General features: G+C 32.6%; 17 protein-coding genes. 9 read left to right on the top strand and 8 right to left on the bottom strand.

Annotation, left to right across the window (positions count from 1 at the left end; all coding sequences use genetic code 11):
- Positions 1 to 165: 165 nt before the first annotated feature.
- The 9 genes from ACVWNY_RS13950 (at position 166) to ACVWNY_RS13910 (ending at position 10,201) form a co-directional block, all read left to right on the top strand.
- Positions 166 to 1,233, top strand: coding sequence for an ABC transporter permease (locus ACVWNY_RS13950; protein ID WP_218327176.1), 1,068 nt, complete (start codon positions 166 to 168; stop codon positions 1,231 to 1,233).
- 15 nt (positions 1,234 to 1,248) lie between these two features.
- Positions 1,249 to 1,917 carry an ABC transporter ATP-binding protein gene (locus tag ACVWNY_RS13945; RefSeq protein WP_218327175.1) on the top strand — a complete coding sequence of 223 codons (669 nt, stop codon included), beginning with the start codon at positions 1,249 to 1,251 and terminating at the stop codon, positions 1,915 to 1,917.
- A gap of 9 nt (positions 1,918 to 1,926) precedes the next feature.
- Positions 1,927 to 2,499, top strand: a complete 573-nt coding sequence (locus ACVWNY_RS13940; protein ID WP_218327174.1) for a TetR/AcrR family transcriptional regulator — start codon at positions 1,927 to 1,929, stop codon at positions 2,497 to 2,499.
- Between the two features lie 181 nt (positions 2,500 to 2,680).
- On the top strand, positions 2,681 to 3,124 hold the full coding sequence (locus ACVWNY_RS13935; RefSeq protein WP_218327173.1) for a DUF6323 family protein: 444 nt from the start codon (positions 2,681 to 2,683) through the stop codon (positions 3,122 to 3,124).
- Positions 3,109 to 3,723 (top strand): DUF6179 domain-containing protein, encoded by a 615-nt coding sequence (locus ACVWNY_RS13930; protein WP_454072192.1) that lies wholly within the window; start codon positions 3,109 to 3,111, stop codon positions 3,721 to 3,723. The genes ACVWNY_RS13935 and ACVWNY_RS13930 overlap by 16 nt, the downstream gene beginning before the upstream one ends.
- A gap of 65 nt (positions 3,724 to 3,788) precedes the next feature.
- Positions 3,789 to 4,301 (top strand): hypothetical protein, encoded by a 513-nt coding sequence (locus ACVWNY_RS13925; RefSeq protein ID WP_454072191.1) that lies wholly within the window; start codon positions 3,789 to 3,791, stop codon positions 4,299 to 4,301.
- A gap of 876 nt (positions 4,302 to 5,177) precedes the next feature.
- Positions 5,178 to 5,813: a winged helix-turn-helix domain-containing protein gene (locus ACVWNY_RS13920; RefSeq protein WP_218327171.1), complete on the top strand. Its 636-nt coding sequence runs from the start codon at positions 5,178 to 5,180 to the stop codon at positions 5,811 to 5,813.
- A gap of 340 nt (positions 5,814 to 6,153) precedes the next feature.
- Positions 6,154 to 8,232 carry an LTA synthase family protein gene (locus ACVWNY_RS13915; RefSeq protein WP_454072346.1) on the top strand — a complete coding sequence of 693 codons (2,079 nt, stop codon included), beginning with the start codon at positions 6,154 to 6,156 and terminating at the stop codon, positions 8,230 to 8,232.
- A gap of 883 nt (positions 8,233 to 9,115) precedes the next feature.
- Positions 9,116 to 10,201 carry an NlpC/P60 family protein gene (locus ACVWNY_RS13910; RefSeq protein WP_218327169.1) on the top strand — a complete coding sequence of 362 codons (1,086 nt, stop codon included), beginning with the start codon at positions 9,116 to 9,118 and terminating at the stop codon, positions 10,199 to 10,201.
- 244 nt (positions 10,202 to 10,445) lie between these two features.
- On the opposite strand, the gene ACVWNY_RS13905 is transcribed toward ACVWNY_RS13910, so the two are convergent.
- From ACVWNY_RS13905 to ACVWNY_RS13870, 8 genes are all read right to left on the bottom strand, one after another.
- The gene (locus ACVWNY_RS13905) at positions 10,446 to 10,715 is read right to left on the bottom strand and encodes a hypothetical protein (protein WP_454072190.1); all 270 of its coding nucleotides are present in this window, start codon (positions 10,713 to 10,715) and stop codon (positions 10,446 to 10,448) included.
- 534 nt (positions 10,716 to 11,249) lie between these two features.
- Positions 11,250 to 12,377 (bottom strand): alpha/beta hydrolase, encoded by a 1,128-nt coding sequence (locus ACVWNY_RS13900; RefSeq protein WP_454072189.1) that lies wholly within the window; start codon positions 12,375 to 12,377, stop codon positions 11,250 to 11,252.
- 559 nt (positions 12,378 to 12,936) lie between these two features.
- Complete coding sequence (locus ACVWNY_RS13895) at positions 12,937 to 13,128, bottom strand: tyrosine-type recombinase/integrase (RefSeq protein ID WP_454072188.1); 192 nt, start codon at positions 13,126 to 13,128, stop codon at positions 12,937 to 12,939.
- A gap of 69 nt (positions 13,129 to 13,197) precedes the next feature.
- Complete coding sequence (locus tag ACVWNY_RS13890; RefSeq protein WP_425514608.1) at positions 13,198 to 13,440, bottom strand: site-specific integrase; 243 nt, start codon at positions 13,438 to 13,440, stop codon at positions 13,198 to 13,200.
- A gap of 87 nt (positions 13,441 to 13,527) precedes the next feature.
- Positions 13,528 to 14,079 (bottom strand): tyrosine-type recombinase/integrase, encoded by a 552-nt coding sequence (locus tag ACVWNY_RS13885; protein WP_246601467.1) that lies wholly within the window; start codon positions 14,077 to 14,079, stop codon positions 13,528 to 13,530.
- Positions 14,080 to 14,203: 124 nt separating this feature from the next.
- Positions 14,204 to 15,340 carry an LPXTG cell wall anchor domain-containing protein gene (locus ACVWNY_RS13880; protein ID WP_218326137.1) on the bottom strand — a complete coding sequence of 379 codons (1,137 nt, stop codon included), beginning with the start codon at positions 15,338 to 15,340 and terminating at the stop codon, positions 14,204 to 14,206.
- Between the two features lie 218 nt (positions 15,341 to 15,558).
- Positions 15,559 to 15,666, bottom strand: a complete 108-nt coding sequence (locus ACVWNY_RS13875; protein WP_218326136.1) for an LPXTG cell wall anchor domain-containing protein — start codon at positions 15,664 to 15,666, stop codon at positions 15,559 to 15,561.
- Positions 15,667 to 16,049: 383 nt separating this feature from the next.
- Entirely contained in the window at positions 16,050 to 16,250 is a 201-nt protein-coding gene (locus tag ACVWNY_RS13870) for a hypothetical protein (RefSeq protein WP_454072185.1), read from the bottom strand.
- Between the last annotated feature and the right edge of the window lie 465 nt (positions 16,251 to 16,715).

Here is a 16,715-nt window from a genome sequence, read left to right as displayed (position 1 = left end):
TCTATTTTTTTAATTTTATCGGAAATTTATTTATGATACAATCACAATTTTTTTCCATCAGAAAAATGCGATTGTTAGTAATGAGCAATTCTTTATTGATTTTTTTAAGGTAGTGTTATATTAAATTTATCGAGTGATAAATTTTTGATTAAAGAGGGGATATTTATGTTTTTAGCAATTAATGAAATTAGACATGCCAAGTTACGGTATGGTTTAGTAATCGGTGTGATGTTTTTAATCGCTTATCTAGTTTTTTTCCTAACAGGATTGGCTTATGGATTAGCTCAAGATAATCGAACCGCTGCAGATAAATGGCAGGCGGATGAAATTGTTTTGGCAAAGGATGCCAATGGAACTTTGGCAATGTCGATGATTCCACAAGAAGAGGCGGAAAAAGTCGAAGCGGGTAAAACAGCAATTTTGACGCAAACCGCAGGAGTTGTAAGTGTGGTGGGAAGTAATGCAGACAAAATTGATGTTAGTTTTTTTGGAATCAATAAGGATCAATTCCTGATGCCGAATATTGTTAGCGGAAAAGCTTTCTCTGGCGACAATCAAGCTGTTGCTGATATTAGTTTGAAAGAGGAATACAATGTCAAACTAGGGGACACGATTAAGCTTTCAGGTAATGATAAGAAATTAAAAATTGTTGGATTTACCGACAATGCAAAATTTAATGTAGCACCTGTGGTTTATACGACGATTCCCGCTTATCAAGAGATTCGTTTCGAAACCAGTGGCGTTAGTGACAATCCGCGAGTCAATGCGATTGTGACTCGTGGAGAAGTTAAAAATTTACCGGATGATTTGGAAAAAGTTAAAATGAGTACTTTTATCAATGATCTACCAGGATACAGTGCACAAGTATTGACTTTCGGCTTTATGATCGGTTTTCTGATTGTGATTGCGGCAATCGTGATTGGGATTTTTATTTATGTTTTAACAATGCAAAAAATTAATATTTTCGGAGTTTTAAAAGCGCAAGGAATTTCCAGTGGATTTATTGCTCGTTCGGTGGTGGCGCAAACCTTTATCTTAGCTTTTGTCGGTGTGGCGCTAGGATTATTAGGTACAGTCGGTACATCATTAGTATTACCAACAGCCGTTCCATTTCAAGGAAATTGGCTCTTTTATGGCGGCATTAGTTTGATGATGTTATTAGTAGCAATCCTGGGGGCCTTTTTCTCGGTCCGAACGATTGTTAAAATTGATCCGCTAAAAGCGATCGGGTAAAGGAGACGAAAAAATATGGCAGCAATAACATTTAAAAATGTTGAGAAAAAATTTCAAGATGGTGATCAAGAAATTGAAGCCTTAAAAGAAACTAATTTTCAAGTAGAAAAAGGCGAATTTGTAGGTATTATCGGACCTTCTGGCTCTGGTAAAAGTACGTTTTTAACTCTAGCAGGTGGCCTACAAACACCTTCAAAGGGTGAAGTCTTAATTAATGACGCAGCCTTCAGCGACACGAAAGAAAAGGAACGAGCGAAATTACGTTTTAAAGAAATTGGCTTCATTTTACAAGCCTCAAATTTGGTTCCTTTTTTAACTGTCAAAAAACAATTAGTTTTAGTCGATAAAGTTAATAAAGCTAGTCAAATTTCGGTTGGTGAAAAAATGTTTGAACAACTAGGGATTGCTTCGCTGAAAAATAAGTATCCAGAAGAGCTTTCCGGTGGAGAACGTCAACGTGTAGCGATTGTTCGAGCATTGTACAATGATCCTTCAATTATTTTAGCAGATGAACCCACTGCTAGTTTAGATTCGGAAAAAGCCTTTGAAGTCGTAGATATTTTGGCACAAGAAACCAAAGAAAAAAATAAAGCAACTTTAATGGTTACTCATGATACCCGTTTGATTGAAAAATGTGATAAAGTATTTGTGATGAAAGACGGTGTTTTAACCGAGAAAAAGTGAGTGGAAACGATGGTTCAAAAATATAATAAAGATACAGAACAAAAAATTTTGGCGGTAGGCAACGAACTTTTCATGGAGCAGGGCTATTATGCAACCTCAACCCGGCAAATTGCCAAAGCTGCTGGAATAACTCAACCGAATTTGTACCATTATTTTAAAGACAAGGAAACCTTGTATGTTGCAGTAATTGAAAAATTATTGACTGAAGTAGGAGAAGATTTAAGCGGAATTCTCCAGCAACATTTAGATTTTCAACAATCCTTAGAAGCGATGGCGAATTATTTGATGACTACCCATTATTTCGATTTAAATCGGATGCTACAGGATTTGGCGAAATATATCACACCAGTTACCCGTTACCAGATTTTCTCATTATGGAAAGAAAATTATCGCCAACCTTTTGAAGACTTGTTTCAAAGGTATGGTCACGAGATGCGTAGCCAAATTTCACCAGAGCTAGCGGCGAGACATTTCTTCTTTGTCCTATCTCCGTATATCACGCAAAAAGAGCAGGCTATTGATGAAGGTTTATCTAGCCAGACGATTGTTGACCTTTTTCTCCACGGTATTATTGAAAGCTAAAAAGAACCGACCATCTGTTATTAATAGATGGTCGGTTTTTATTTTAATAATTAAGAAAAGGTAAAGAAAAATATAAAATCTTCTTCTCTGCTCTTTTATATTAACATATTTTTGTCCGAATTTCAAGATTGTATAAATTCTTGTTTTATGATATTTAGTCTGTAGAATGGGGGGATGATAGATGGGGAATTTTGATATCACGTTATTTAATCAGGTTTTGCCAGTAACTATTAAAAAAGTTGAAGACGAATTAAATCAATTAACGGTAAAAAAAGGTTTTGCACTTCAGGCAGCCGAGGTAGAGAACTTATTGGTAGAAAGAAATCAACTTTTTTTAGAAAACCATCTGATTGATTTTGGCTTAGACAATGTGATTTATTTGGCTGAAGAAATTTTAAGAGAAGAAGTCTGGGGTAAGCGTGATTTTTTAGAGAAATTAGCTGACGTAATGGAGATTTTTTATTATCTGAGAGGCAACGAAAATCAGTCTATCTCAGATGATGAATTAATTGAGGGCATTGGTAAAGTCGCAGCCTTTTATGAAGGAAATATGGATCGTGTAAAAGGTTATTTTGAAGACCATTCTTTTTTAGAAGTGGAGGGTGAGTCATGGGAAATGGATTAGTTCGCCAAGACCAAGAACATCAGGATTTATTAAAAGAATTAATCATGAAACGATTAAGTGGCTCGACGGTCTTACCGATTGAGGAGATTCAAAATATTCAAATGTCCTTAAATTTTGTTTTAAGTAAAGGTGAATTGTCAAACAGTTTAAAACAACAATTTGAATCAGGTAAAAATGAACTACAGCGAAAAATCACCGACACTGAAAAGTTATACAAGCACATAATGGAGAATCTTGAAGACTATGGTGTCTTGGCAATCAGAGAATCACTCATGAGTTTTGCTGATTTTTTTAAACAGTACCAACTAGATTTTACAGCACATCAAGTCAATGGACTATCTTTAGATTATTTGCTGGCGCAACCAGTTGATGATCAGACCTATCAAGGAATTGATTTTGTAGAAAACTACCTGACAAGATTTAACATAGAAGCTGATTTCTTAAATAAGTTTCCCAAAGAGCGACTTTTGTTACTATTTCAAACAGCTAGTCACCAATTGGATTACGACTATCAAATTGACGTCAACAATTTGTTTGAGTTGGTCTTCTTCCAATTCTTAGCTAAAAATTTGTCGGGAATCAATCTTCATTTTTGTTAAGTTCATTTGAAATAGCCTATCTGTGGGGGAATAAAAGTAGTTTTCTGTTAAATAGTCGTCTTTTTTTGGAAGAAATAAATAACGAATATTATTTCTTTGTGTTTGAAAAATTCGTTGCTTTCATTACTGGCTTGCAAAATGAAACAGCTTTAGGAAATTTATTCATCACACTACCAACCGAAACTAATACGTTATCGGTTAATCCACCGATGTCCGCTGTGAAATACAATCAATTACAAGAAAAAATAAAAAAAGGTATAGCGACAAAAGAAATAGCAAATTTTCTAGAAAGTCCTTATGATTTATTGGAGCTGGTAGAAGATGAAACGATTTCTCCTAAAAATATAATTGCATTGATAAATGAAATTGCTTTTCCTTTATTTGCAGCTTTTGTCTTACTGATTCGGAAAAAAGAACGTCAAGATTGGCATACCATAGTTGATTTACGAAAGCTGTTAGACATTGATACAATTACTCTCGGTATAAAATCACGAGCAGAAAAACTAGAATTAGAGGAAGTAGAGGGATTAACGATAATCTTACAAAAATTTGAATTAGATATGACTGATTTTAATTAAAATAATTGTTTTACTCATTCTGTTAAAAGGTTAAGGGAGAAAGTTGCCCTTAATCTTTTTTTTTGAGAAATGATCAAGTAAAAGTTAGCTCTGAATAAATATTTTTAGTGGTAAAATATTTATTTGTCAGATTTCCATTTTAAATTTTGGAAATAAATTTTAATATTCCGAAATTTTAAATATTTATTTTATTTTTTGAAAATATTATTATTAAAACACTGTTTTTTACTAATTACAGGTGTTATAATAAATTACAAATGATAACGAATACATTTTTTAGCTTGCTTTTATTAAGGATTTATTAGTTTTGCTTTAGAATTATATTGTGGAATAATAGCTTGTTTTTTTGTCCTTTGATTGAAATTGTCAGTTAATCAGTGTAGCAAGTTCAGTTTTTTTGTCAATTCAGTTCATCTGTTTGTAACTGCATCTATCAAATAAAAATTTACAACTGGTGAAAATATTTCACTTAAACTTGCTCTGAATGTGCTAGTTGATGTGGATAATAGAAACTTTAGTCATAATTTTGAAAGAGAGTATTTTTACAAGGTAAATTATTTACGGATGGTATAACCTAAATTCATGAGAGCGTTTCTTCACAATGAATCAAGCCAAATTTGAAGTAGGTCATTCAATCTGGTTGATAAAAAGAAGGAGAGGGCTTCAGCTAATCAAATAATCCTATTTATCGAATTTCAATCTTAATTTCAGTGATACCGGCAGTCATCATCATGTATTGGGAAAAGTTGCAATAAATTGATTAATTAATTTTGGGTAATTATCAAAAAAAATCGCGCTTTACGGAAAATAATGCGTATTTATTACTTGAGGGTAATTTTAACTGCCCTTTAAAAAAAACGAAAGTAGGTGGCCGATATGTGCCGAATTTTATTATTAACCAAGTGTGTCTTCGCTGAACAAGAATTAGAAGAAAAAATCCGTCAGTTGGGACATGAAGTGCTATCTAGCACAAGCTTATTAAAGTCTATTCTGCAAGAACGTTTGCCAGAATGTTTTTTACAAGAATTTCAGATTGTTTTGCTGAGCGAATCCATTACCAATGGTGAAAATTTTGCCGTGGTAGAAAAATTGCAAAACAAAGCGAGTTTAATTGTTCAACTAAGTGAAAAAAATCATCAAGCGGAACAAAAAAAATCTGCTGTGACTGCTTACCTTTCGCCAAATGCACCATTAGAGGAGGTCCGAGAGATGCTTCATCTAGGAGAAAGTAAAAAAAATAATTATCCAAGTGGTCAAGAAATTCTCCAACAATTATCATTGACTAAACGAGAGCAAAAATTGCTACAAGAATTAGTTCGAGCTGAAAATAAAGTTCTCTCACAAGAAGAATTGGCACATCAAATTTGGAACAAAGAACAGTTAGACAATTCAGCAAAATGCCAAATGTCTACTTTAATCAGAAAAATCAGGGACAAGATGGAGTATGCTGGTTTCGACAGCTCATTATTACAAACAGCTCGTGGGGAAGGTTATGTGTTACGATCAAGTTGAATGTAAATTTGTTAAAGATGTTTTGTAGTAAAAAATCAGTAGTTATTTTAATAAAATAAATCGAAGAATCTCGGGTATTGCCCGAGTTTTTTTTGTTATTTTAAAACTTCATCGTAAATTCTATGACGAAAGTATGAATTTTTTCTAAAATAATTGGTATTGGTATAGAGGCAAAAGCTTGATTTTATAGTGGTAAAAGTTATGGAAAATTTTATATGCAAAGATTTAAGGAATTTTAGTTAAAAATTAGTGTTCGTTGATCCAAATTAGTGATTTTTTTATGACTTCTGGTATAGTTATTTTGGCATTCGAATACTATCGCAGAAAGAAGTGGTTTTACGTGAATCGAATCAAACAAGGCTTAAAGAATCGTTGGAATATTTTATTAATTGCCGGCATTTATTTTTGGGCTAAAACAATTTTGGCTTATTATATTGACTTTTCTTTAGGTGTCGAAGGTTGGATTCAGACGGCAATCTTATGGATTAATCCAATCGCCACGATGTTGTTACTATTTAGTAGTTTTTTATATATAAAAAAATTGAAACCAGCTTTAATTGTATTGTGGCTAGCAGATTTATTGAATACCTTGGTGTTGTACATCAATATTATTTATTATCGTGAATTTACTGATTTTGTGACAATTAAGTCAATTTTAGGGTTTTCGAAAGTTTCTGAGGGAATATCGGGTAGTTCTTTAGCTTTGATGCGCATTCACGATATTTTCTATTGGTTAGATATTTTTCTATTATTAGCAGGAATTATTTATTTATTTGTTAAAAAAGTAGATATCACATCAAAACCAGTCAAAAAAACAGCCGCAGTTGCAGTAAGTATCTTTTCAGTATTGTTTTTTACAGTTAATTTATCAGTTAGCGAAGCCAATCGACCTCAGCTTTTACAACGAACTTTTGATCGAAATTATCTGGTGAAATATTTAGGTTTAGATACTTTTACAGCCGTTGATGGTTTTAACACAGCAAAAGCCAATGAAGTGAGAGCTAACGCATCTTCTGGTGATATCAATGATGTATTGAATTATACGAAAAGTCATTATGCTGCTCCAGATGAAAGTAAATTTGGGATTGCTAAAAACCGCAATATCATCGTATTGCATTTAGAAAGTTTCCAACAGTTTTTGATTAATATGAAGGTTGATGGCCATGAAGTTACACCGTTTTTAAATAGTCTCTACAATGATGATCAACAAACGTTGTCTTTTGATAACTTTTTCAATCAAGTTGGACAAGGGAAAACTAGTGACGCAGAAAACATGTTGGAAACTGGTACCTATGGCTTACCACAAGGTTCATTATTTACTCAGCTAGGTTCTGACAATACTTTCCAAGCGGCACCAGCCATTCTGAATCAAACGGAAGGTTATTCTAGTGCAGTTTTTCATGGAAATGTTGGCAGTTTTTGGAATCGGGAAGATGTTTATAAAAATCTAGGTTACCAAAACTTCTTTGATAAATCTTATTTTAGTTCGGATGATGAAACATTAGGTTATGGTATTTTAGATAAAGACTTGTTGCGGGAAAGTGTGTCTCATCTTGAGCATTTACAACAACCTTTTTATACGAAATTTTTAACAGTCACTAATCATACACCGTATTTAACCGATAATAGTAATTTTGATTTTCCATCATTAAATACTGGCGATGAGGTAGTCGATAATTATGTACGAACGGCTCATTATCTTGATCAAAGTTTAGAACAATTTTTTACGTATTTAAAAGCTTCCGGAATTTATCAAAAATCAATTTTCATGATTTATGGTGACCATTACGGAATTTCGGATACGAACAACCCTGATTTAGCTGAAACTTTGGGTAAAGATAAAGCAAGCTGGGATAGTTATGATAATGCAATGTTGCAAAGAGTGCCTTTGATGTTTCATATACCTGGCTATACAGGTGGAGGTGTTCAACACCAATATGGTGGAGAAATTGATGTGTTGCCAACTTTATTGCATTTAGTTGGTGTTGATACAAAAAATTATGTTCAATTTGGGAGCGATTTGCTTTCTGAAAATCATGATCAAGTTGTTGCTTTTAGAAATGGGGATTTTGTAACGCCTCAATATACTGAGCTAGGTGGGAAAACTTATGATACCAATACTGGCGAATTGATCGATTCACAAGCTGCAGGTATTGAAACTGAGATCCAAAATGAGCAACAAAATGTCAAAAAAGAACTAGAACTTTCTGATAAGTTAAATGAAGAAAACTTGTTACGATTTTATACACCAGAAGGATTTACAGCAGTTGATCCTAAATCCTATAATTACAAGAATCTAGATCAACAAAATGAAGACAAGGAAAAACAGCTTGGCGCAAAATCCACCAGTATATTTTCTGAGAATAATGATCAGACGACTATTAATTTATATCCAACAGATAATAGTACTGAAGAATAATATAGCTAAATCAGCCTTTGAATAAAAGGCTGATTTTTTAATAAAAAACAATATAGTTTTTTTGGAAAAAGAAATAACTATTCTGTAAATTAGATTATAAATAAACATAAACGTTTTTTTATAATAGAAGTATTGTTTGTTGGTGATAAGTTTCCTTACAGATAAATACATTTTTTGCTGACGCTATAATTTTTAGAATTTATCTTTTGTACATAGGAAATAATTAGTAATTCTTCAATGAATAATTACTAAAAAATAGAGATCATTTCAGAATAAAAAAAAATTCTAAGGGATCGTTAATAATTTTTTTTCGTTATTGTAATTTGTTGAGTGTTTTACTGGATTTTTTTTAAAAGATATCATATTATAACAGAAGCCTCCTGTTGTTTCGTTACAAAAACAAACTGTAGGTTCGGACAGCTTCTTAATTGAAGCTGTCTTTTTTTGTATTCAATTTATATATTTTTGGATGAAGGGAAATTAGCTCAATAAGTCAATCATTCAATTGATTCCATTTGAATAGGTCAATCGGATTGAAAAAATAGCTTTAGATCTAATAAACAAAAACGTAACTGTATTCTCCTAAAGAAGAAGCTAAATTTCTAAATAATTGACAAAACTTTATCAGCCTAGTTTTTTATAAGTCAGAAGTATTTCTTTTGTTACTAATATTACTTACCTTTGAAAAATACAAAAGTTTCAAATAATATGTATATTTTGTTTAATTATGAATAAAAATAGACTATTTCATGATTTTAAATTAGAAATTCCCGGAATTAGCTTTTTATCTCAGAAAAGAATAGACGAAATATGACATTTAGATTACAATTATTTCATTGATGTGACTAAAGCATCAAATAAGATAGGAGAGAGGAAGATTTTTATGCGATTAGGAATGAAAAGTGGTTTATTAGTCGGGCTTTGTTTAGTTGGATTACAAGTACAAGTGGGAGCAGTTCAATCATATGCAAGTGAAGTTACAAGCGAGCAACAACCACAAATTACAGAAAATCAAAGCAATTATGAACAAGAGAAACAGGAAGCTTTAACAGCTGGTTATACTTTGGAACAGTTCGAAGCAATCATGGCAATACCTGATTTTGCTTCAGATTCAACCGCTCAAGTTTTTTCTGCTACTACTCGAGCAGCAGCGACCGATCAACAAAAAGTTGTTAATATGGCTCAAGCACAAGTGGGTAAACCTTTTGGCTGGGGAGCTGTTGGACCAAATGCATTTGACGCGTCTGGCCTTGTACAATATGTTTTTAAAAATGCGGTTAACATGAGCGTTCCAGCTCCGACTACATCCCAAGAAAGAGTTAGTAGAGATGTTAGTATGAACGCCTTACAACCAGGAGATTTATTGTTCTGGGGGAACAAAGGAAATTCTACTAATGTTGCCATCTATATTGACAATGGTCAATATATTCATTCGCCGGGACCAGGTCAAACAGTGAAAGTTGGACAAATTGCTTGGTATCGACCTGATTTTGCTAAGAGAGTTTTGACAGATACACCGAAAAAGCGTCCAAGTATAGATGGGCAACAAGCAAATGAAAGATATGTTTTCAGATTATACAATGGTTACGAAGGCAACCATCATTACACACAAGATTTAGGTGAAGCAACGAATTTACAAAATGTTGGCTGGAACTATGAAGGTGTTGGCTGGGCTGCACCAACGACTGGCGATACCGTTTACCGTTTGTACAATCCAAACAATGGTCGTCATTTCTATACATTAAGTGCTTCAGAACGAGATTGGTTAGTAACAGTTGGTTGGAAGAGTGAAGGTGTGTCATGGAATTCTGGCGGAAGCGTTCCTGTATATCGTGTATACAATCCAAATGCAACCGGTAGTCAGGATAGTCATGTTTACACAACCAATGCTGGCGAAAAAAATAATTTGGTTCGCTTAGGTTGGAGAGATGAAGGAACTGCTTGGTATGCGGTTCGTTCTTTACAATAAGAGATTAAAAAAAGAAGTCCTCGAATTTTTAAGCCTCTAAAATAGGATGCACTCACTGCGTCCTGTTTAGAGGTTTTAATTATGCTCGATAAAATGAAAAAAGGAATCATTGGACATCAAAAAGCTAGTAAGATGACCGATTTGAGATTAGTAGTGCTAGTAACAGGAATTGTCAGTCTGTCGAATAAATGTAAAAAATCATCAGTCATAAATGAGTACAATAAAAAGCCCACAATTGGGCTTTTTATTGCATACGAATATCTAGTTCTCTAACAAATTCATCTTCGTTAATAATTTTAAAATCTTTGACGATTAAATGGTTTTCATCATCGGAAGGATCGAAAGACCCTTTTACAGAAATCAAATATTTGTTATTATGCAACATTAAAAATTTCATGCTGACAAAAAAATTACCGATGACACACTTAATTGTCCCAGATTCTGTTTCTAAAGTGAATCTTGCTAGAGAATCTCGTATTTCGACATTTGTGAGTAATCCAACGTAATTTTTCATATTTCCACCTCGTCAATTATTCTATAATATGAGAATATTTTTTTGAAGTAATAAGACGTTTTTTTAAAAAAATTAAAAAATAATATCAGTTATTTTAATATGTAAATATCACTATTATATGGTTTTTATATAGATACGAAAGAATATAAAATAGATATGCAATAGGATTTAAGTTGTTTTAATTTTGTTATTTAATATATTTTGAAAAACATTATATTGATAATTTTGACGAAAAAAGCATTTAGACGTCCTAATAAAACAGTTCTAAGCGTATTTTTTGAGAGTATAATTATGTTTGTCTGTAATGTGGAATTCTAGTTAAAACTAAATTTTTTAATTGGGAGATAAAGGTTCAGGTCTTACAGAAGAAATATATTAAAACGCCCAAGCTAATTGCTTGAGCGTTTCAGTTTGTAGAATTAGGTTCGTCGAGTGTTTTTTTACAATAAACAATTAAACTAAGTTTAAAAGAGAAACCATGATATAAACGGATAACAATAAGGGAAGATAACTTATTTTAATCAACAATCTAAATCATTGAAAGACGTTGTTTAAAAAATGTCGTAAACCTTCAGTGTATATTTCTGGATTCGTATCAAATGATTTGCCATGGATAGCGCCATCAACTACTAGTTTTTCTTTGTATCCAGGACTGGCATTATACATGTCTTCCATGTGGCTAATAGGTATAAAATCATCCGCACCACCATGAATGAATAATTTTGGAACATCTGTATTTTTAGCACTTTCTATTGGAGAAATTTGATCGATACTAAAACCTAATCTAGACTCAGTTCTTTGACTGATTTGATTTACTAATTGTTTAAAATCAACATTTTTTATTATAGGTAATAATTCTGAAAACCAAGAAAAAGCTTGTAGCATTTCCTCATGCAAATCAGCATACCCACAATCTTCAATATATGCAACAACATTAGGATGTGGAACATTTTGTGACAGTACCGTGGTGGATGCTCCCATCGAAACGCCCATTAATACGATTTTTTGATCGCTATTGGTTCGATTGACTTCATCATTAATCCACATATTTAAATCATCTTTTTCGTAGTATCCAAAAGTAATATATTTACCATCGCTTCCGTTTACTGCGCGACTGCTAATTAATAGGACATTAAATCCTTCTTCTGAAAAGAATTTGGCTTGTTTTATCAACTCATATTTTAATGCACGATAACCATGATGTAAGATAACAGTTTTATCAGAACCGTTATCAATATAACGACCTCGGAGCGTTATTGGATTGCTTACTTCTTCGCCATTTTCTTTTCGATATGTTTCTGTTGTAGTGATTGTTCGATCGCTAGTATTTTCTAACTTTTCATACCAATTTTTTGCATACCAGTCAACACTGTCTATTTCGGGATTCTCTTTAATTTTTAAATCATCAAATAAATTCATAATTGGAATATCTGATTCAAAAATAACTCGAAACATCAAATTTGCTACAATAGAAGGGGCTTCTTGTTCAGATAATGTGGTACCTTGAATAATATTTTCTTCTGCTTCTGACAATTCTTCTTCAAAATCATTAATGATTTCTTCGCGATTATCCAGTGAGAAATCTTCGGTAGCTTGGGCATTTGAGCCGTTAATAAAGAATAAACTACAAACAGCGAGGCAAAAAAACATTCCTTTTTTCATAACATCACCAATCCTTTTTTTAATTATTAATTTCTTAATCAATCAAAATTAAAAGTTTCGAGTATCTAGATCGTTATAAAAAATTTATCAGATAGCGCTTACAAGAACAATGGAAAAAATTACCGTAACGTTACGGCAACTTTTTATTTTTTAGATAAAAATTTAGAATGACCGTTCTAATGGATAGCGTATTAAAAACATCCGCTGCCTTTCCTATCTCAAACTTATATCAATTGGGTAGATATTTTTTTGGGTAAGTTACGAGTTAAAAGAAATTAATAAATTGAAATAATCAAAGGGTGTTCAAAAGACCTTCAAAAAAAATCCGCTAAGCGTCAGTAGAAAAGGCTCTACATCAATGCTTAGCGGACATCATATTCTATTTGGCGGGAATGTGTAGGTTTAAAATGTTATTTTAATTAGTTTGGAATAGCATGGAAAACACTGTTGAAATAGGATTCTTCATCTAGCGTATTTAAATAATTATCAATGATTATAGGCGCGTCCGTGGTCAAAACCGTAGTCAAAAAAAAGTGTAATAAATAACGTCGTATTGTTATTAAAAGTCGACGTATTTTGCTAGTTTTTGGACTGTTTCTCGTTTTCGTTCTTCGGTCACATGGATGTATAAATCTATAGTGATTTGGACGGAAGCGTGACCTAACCTTAATTGCACATCCTTAATAGTTGCGCCTGATTCAAGAAGAGTCGCGTTCGTATGTCTAAATCCATGGATGGTAATCCTCTTCAATTGGTATCAATCGATAATTGAATTAAGCCTTTTTCTTGGTTGTGAATGCTGTACGAATTCATTTTCTTTTTAAAAGAATACTAGCTGTTTTGCATGCATAGTATTATTACCAATCTTCAAGAGATCTTCTCTTTGAATTTTTCTCCATTCTTTTAAGATAGAGATTTTTTTATCATCTGTTAGAATTTCCCGCCAAGAATTTCTAGTTTTAGGATGTTCAATATATAATCGTCTGTTTTTCCACAGGTTCAAAGTTTTGGTGACCTTAATCATCTGATTGTCAAAATCAATATCTTCCCAATATAAACCCAAAGCTTCACCTTTACGCAATCCGGAGAAAGCTAAGGTACGAAAAAAGACCTACTTTTTAAAAGATTCTTTCTCTGCAATAGATAGGAATTATTCTAGTTCTGCCTTAGTAAAGAAATTTAGCCGTTCACTATCATCGACTGATTTTCTTATCTTAGGAATAATGATTTTGTTAAAGGGATTTTCTTTTGCATAATCCAAACGAATTGCATAATCAGAGATTCGAGATGCATTGCTAATGATCTGTCGATACAAAGCATATTTATCAGCGACAGTATTCCCGAATCTTTGAACCGCAGCAGGTTTAATTTTGTTGATTTTTAATTTTACAAAGGAGGGAAGAATTACTTTCTCATAAATCTGTTTGGTTTTTACATAAGTGCTTTCTTTAACAGTTCGCTCGTAGTTAACAAGCAATAGATTAGTCACTGCTTGATAAGTCAGTTCGTGCTTAGTTTTAATTGTGTCAGGATTAAAATTTATTTCTAATTTCTTGTAAGCTGCGATTGCGTCTTTCTTAGTGGCAAATCCTCGCCTAGTAGTGCGGCATTCTTTTCCAGTTGATTCATTAATTCCTAAGTAAGCTTTAAAGGACCAAGCTTTCTCGCCGTTCTTTTTTGTATATTGCTGGAATTGTGTCATAATCATTCTCCTCATCATTGCATAGGCAAGCATAGATAAGATATAATAATTGAAACATTTATGTTATCACATCCACTCAAACTTGGTAGGGGCGAGGGGTGTGTTTTTTAATAATGTTTGGAAATTATGCTGTCTTTTTTTTGTTAATAAAATAGAACAATGCTATTGAACCAATTGTGATTGGTATACCGAGAATAAAGTAAGAGCTTGATTCACTACCTGTTTGTGGTAAAGTTTTTGAAGTGTACGATGGCTTACTTAAGCTACTAGTAGCACTCGGAACAGTATTACCAGTTTCAGTTGAAGCTATTTTATCTCCTAAAATGGTTACATCACTAGATGCAAATACTTTATCTTGATAACTAAACTCTACACGGTATTTACCTGGCAATGAAATATTAATAGCTCCAATATTTTTATCGCTATTTTCAGTAGAAGCTCTTAATCCGTTAAGTACTGCTTGATTTTCAGTCATTACTGAAATTCTGTCCACAGTTGTCTTACCAAGAAGAGCATTAAGATCGTAGTGATATACTTCAGCATCAGGAGTCACATAGACGAAATAAGATTTAGTTATTTTAATTTTTAAATCAGCTTTGTTACCATTGAAGGTAACTGAATTTAATAATTGCTCATTTGACAGAACTTTTCCTAGTTCGACATTAAATGTTTGATCTTTAGAAGATAATTCTATAAGTGGAGCTTCGGAAGTTGAAGAGGTTGACTCTTCGCTATTTGATGAACTGTCTGACGAGCTTTTACTAGATTTGTCCTCAGTATCTTTATTCACGGCTAGTACATCAAGCATTTCAGGAACTGAATTATCGATATAGAAAGCTGAGTTAGCTTTAACTGAGTCTACTTCAATTTTTGGCACTCTTACTTTTACACTTTTATTGACATCATTATCTGGAACAGCAATGTAATCAACTTGATCTTCAGCTAGATCTTTATAGAAATCTTCATTTTCTTGAGCATTTTTTATATATTCAATTTGTTGAGCTTTATTAGGTTCGAATATTTCAGTATTGTATTTTTTCTTGGCAGTTACTCTTCGCTCAGAAGTACTAGTCAAAGGTGTCCAATGACCATCCTTAAATTCAAATGTATCAACACCATCCCCTACATCGCGATTCCATACATCTTGATTCTTTACATTTTCAGTAGGTTGCTCTATAGAAGTATATACTTCAGCAAAAACTGAAACATTGCCACTTAAGAGTAGACACAGTGAAAATAATAAATAGAAAATCTTTTTCATTTTTACATCCCCTAAAAAATATTTTTTATTTAAAAGTCTAATCCAAACAATTCTTTGCAAGAAACTAGACTTAAAAACCCCTTTTATTTCTTTTTCCTCATGTTTCTAACAAATATAATTATGGCGACTACACATAAAATCCCACCGACTGCAAAAGGTAGGAAGTATGCGATATCTAAAATATCGAATCCTAGCAAAAGGATCACCTTCTCTTTGTATTATTTTTTGTTGCTTTTGTATAGATAAATTAATACGGCTATAACTATAATTGCGCCGCCAATCCATGGCAAAGCGCTCATGATTTTTTCTCCGGTATTAGGTAGCATGCTAGGTTCCTCCTCTCTGAGTTTATATTTTGTAAAATGAATGTTACATCTCGGAAGGTTACATTATAAGGACCTGAATTAGTAGCGCCAAAATTCATAACGATAGTAGCATTCATACCTGCAGCAATAATATTGGGAATATTGTTAGAGTAACTACTTGAATCAAATTCAGCTAAGGATTTATTCCCAACGTATAAATCGAATTATTGCGCATTGAAACTGATAGGGGAAGAACTAGTATTTTCAACAGTTGCTGTTACTCGTACAGGGATTACGCCTTCAGAATAATCATTATTCAGTCCTATAGGTGCATTCTCGACTACAGAGTTTACTGTGATTTTCTCACTACTTTTGAAGGTTACATATTCACTTAAGGAGAAAGTTTACGACGATTCACTATTATAATATTTTTCATAAAAATTCTCAAATGTAATATCATCATCTGAACTTTCCTCTTCATAGAAATCTTCCTCGTCAATGTCATCATAATCTTCTTCATCCTCAATAATATCTTCCTGATTTTGGGAGTCATTATTTTGTCTGCTGTCACTACCAAGTTCGCTACCAACAAAAACCCAAAGCAACAGTGATTAAAGCTAAGATTATCCATAAAACAAGATTTTTGAAATCACTATTATCTTCCCTTTCTTTTATTTAATCTCCAATTTCCTAATAATATTGTTAGAAGCTATTTCAAAATGAGATGGATATTTTTTAGTCCACGTTGCAGCGTGGGCTTTTTTATACAAGTCATGCTCCCAGCCGAGCCCCAAATTGAATTCTTCAACAAGTAGAGAATAATTATATTGTCTTCCACTTTAATTTATTAAATAATTGATCATAAATGAATCTGCATCATTTTCCATCTTTATGCGAAAAATAGTTTTTTTGTACAATTCATAAAAGGCGGTGTGATCAACAGCATGTTTGTTTTCGTGCAAAATTCCTTTTTTGCTCAATAAGACTGATACTGTCATTTACAAACATTGTTTTTAATTTTGGAACATAAAAGCCAAAGAGTCTTATTTTGTAAAAGACATTACAATCAC

It is taken from the genome of Enterococcus sp. JNUCC 77 (genome assembly GCF_054819945.1).
Note: the sequence above shows the minus strand (reverse complement) of the source record. Positions and strands in the feature narration are given on the sequence as shown.